Annotated in this window: 2 rRNA genes; both read right to left on the bottom strand. The window is 51.2% G+C overall.

Going from position 1 to position 3,130, the window contains the following annotated elements:
* Nucleotides 1-7: 7 nt before the first annotated feature.
* Nucleotides 8-119 (bottom strand): 5S ribosomal RNA (gene rrf, locus LZG74_RS26160).
* Between the two features lie 177 nt (nt 120-296).
* Nucleotides 297-3,120: ribosomal RNA gene (locus LZG74_RS26155) — 23S ribosomal RNA — on the bottom strand.
* Nucleotides 3,121-3,130 lie beyond the last annotated feature (10 nt).

Raw genomic sequence — 3,130 nt, 5'->3', positions numbered from 1 at the left:
AATGGTATTGTGGCGGCTACCTACTTTACCAGGTTTGATCCAAGTATCATCGGCGGTTCTGGGCTTAACTTCTCTGTTCGGGATGGGAAGAGGTGAACACCAGGCCAATAGCCACCAACAAGGTCTTTGTTGGTTTTTCAGTGATATCGGTTATGGCAAGAGGTGAAGCGAATCGTCGCACCGTCCAGGCCAATAGCCACCAACAAGGTCTTTGTTGGTTTTTATCACTCAACAATATCTTTGAGTAATCAATGTCATATTGGAAGTAGAAGAGATCAAAAAGTGTTAAGATGTTAATGTGCAAGCTCTTGGGTAATTAGTACTGCTCAGCTGAATGTATTTCTACACGTACACCTGCAGCCTATCAACGTCGTAGTCTACAACGACCCTTATGTGGAAGATTCATCTTCGGGCTAGTTTCGCACTTAGATGCTTTCAGCGCTTATCTATTCCCCACATAGCTACCCGGCCATGCCACTGGCGTGACAACCGGTTCACCAGCGGTGGGTCCACCTCGGTCCTCTCGTACTAAAGGCAGCCCCCGTCAATCTTCCTACGCCCACCACAGATAGGGACCGAACTGTCTCACGACGTTCTGAACCCAGCTCGCGTGCCACTTTAATCGGCGAACAGCCGAACCCTTGGGACCTTCTCCAGCCCCAGGATGTGACGAGCCGACATCGAGGTGCCAAACCTCCCCGTCGATGTGAGCTCTTGGGGGAGATCAGCCTGTTATCCCCGGCGTACCTTTTATCCTTTGAGCGATGGCCCTTCCATACAGAACCACCGGATCACTATACCCTGGTTTCCCACCTGCTCGACCCGTCGGTCTCACAGTCAAGCCTGCTTGTACTATTGCACTCCACACACGGTTACCAAGCGTGTTGAGCAGACCTTTGGAAGCCTCCGTTACACTTTTGGAGGCGACCACCCCAGTCAAACTACCCACCATGCACGGTCTCCGACATAGTCGGATTAGATCCCAGGCCAGCGAAGGGTGGTATTTCAACGTTGGCTCCATCACGCCTGGCGACGCAACTTCACAGCCTCCCACCTATCCTACACATCCCTGACCCGAAAACAATGCAAAGCTATAGTAAAGGTGCACGGGGTCTTTCCGTCCCGTGGCGGGTAAGCGGCATCTTCACCGCTACTACAATTTCACCGAGCTCACGGCCGAGACAGTGCCCAGATCGTTACACCATTCGTGCAGGTCGGAACTTACCCGACAAGGAATTTCGCTACCTTAGGACCGTTATAGTTACGGCCGCCGTTTACTGGGGCTTCGATTCAATGCTTCTCTTGCGATGACATCCCCTCTTAACCTTCCAGCACCGGGCAGGTGTCAGGCCCTATACGTCAACTTTCGTTTTGGCAGAGCCCTGTGTTTTTGCTAAACAGTCGCCTGGGCCATTTCTCTGCGGCCTCTCTGTTGCCAGAGGAGGCTCCCCTTCTCCCGAAGTTACAGGGTTAATTTGCCGAGTTCCTTAGCCGTGATTCACTCGAGCACCTTAGAATATTCTTCTCGACTACCTGTGTCGGTTTACGGTACGGGTTGCGTACAGCTGGCGTTTCAAAAGCTTTTCTTGGAAGCGTTTTCGTAAGTTCGCTTCACCCGTAGGTTCTGCTCAACGCACTATTCCGTCAGTACGTACTTACCACAATACTCCGTCACTTTTTCACACTGCATGCAAGGGCAGGAATATTAACCTGCTGTCCATCGAGAGTCGCCTGTCGGCTATCCCTTAGGCCCCGCCTAACCCTCCGTTGATTAGCATAGCGGAGGAATCCTTAGTCTTTCGGTGTGCGGATTTCTCATCCGCATTATCGTTACTTATGCCTACATTTGCTTTTCTCACCAGTCCAGCCCAGCTTACGCCAAACCTTCACCCCTGTGAGAATGCTCCCCTACCGATCGTAATAAATTACTATCGCATAGCTTCGGTAATATGCTTGATGCCCGTTTATTATCGATGCCCGCCCCGCTCGACCAGTGAGCTGTTACGCACTCTTTAAATGTATAGCTGCTTCCAAGCTAACATCCTGGCTGTCTCTGCAGTCGGACCCCCTTAGTTCAACTTAGCATATATTTTGGGACCTTAGCTGATGCTCTGGGTTGTTCCCCTCTCGGACTGGGACCTTAGCACCCCAGCCCTCACTGCCGTGTATATCATAGCCCATTCGGAGTTTGTCAGAATTTGGTAGGATTTGACTCCCCCTAGTCCTATCAGTAGCTCTACCTGACCATGACTCAACCACGACGCTGTTCCTAAAAACATTTCGGGGAGTACGAGCTATTTCTCAGTTTGATTGGCCTTTCACCCCTACCCTCAGTTCATCCGAAAACTTTTCAACGTTTACCGGTTCGGTCCTCCACGATGTGTTACCAGCGCTTCAACCTGACCAAGGGTAGATCACCAAGTTTCGCGTCTACAGCCACTGACTAATCGCCCATTTCAGACTCGCTTTCGCTTCGGCTCCTGTATTCCAATACATTAACCTTGCCAGTAACCGTAACTCGTAGGCTCATTATGCAAAAGGCACGACGTCACCCGTAGGCTCCGTCCGCTTGTAAGCGCATGGTTTCAAGTTCTATTTCACCCCGCTGCTCGCGGTACTTTTCACCTTTCCCTCACGGTACTAGTTCACTATCGGTCTCTCAGGAGTATTTAGCCTTGGCGGATGGTGCCGCCGGATTCAGAGGGGATTTCTCCGGTCCCCACTTACTCAGGATACTCACTCAATTATCGCTCTTACCTGTACGGGATTCTCACCCTCTACGATTGACTTTCCCACGTCATTCCAGTTCAATTGATAACCACTAGGTGAGTCCTACAACCCCAGTCTGGCCGTAACCAGGCTGGTTTGGGCTTGTCCGCGTTCGCTCGCCACTACTTGCGGAATCACTATTGTTTTCTTCTCCTGCGGGTACTTAGATGTTTCAGTTCCCCGCGTTTGCCCCCCGTAGGGTAATACCACTTCATGGTACTGGGTTGCCCCATTCGGATATCTACGGATCAATTTGTATGTGCCAATCCCCGTAGCTTTTCGCAGCTTATCACGTCCTTCATCGCCTCTGAGAGCCTAGGTATCCCCCATGCGCCCTTAATTCGCTTGCGCGATCTTAATT

This window comes from Dyadobacter sp. CY327 (assembly GCF_021390415.1).
GTDB classification, from domain to species: domain Bacteria; phylum Bacteroidota; class Bacteroidia; order Cytophagales; family Spirosomataceae; genus Dyadobacter; species Dyadobacter chenhuakuii.
Note: the sequence above shows the minus strand (reverse complement) of the source record. Positions and strands in the feature narration are given on the sequence as shown.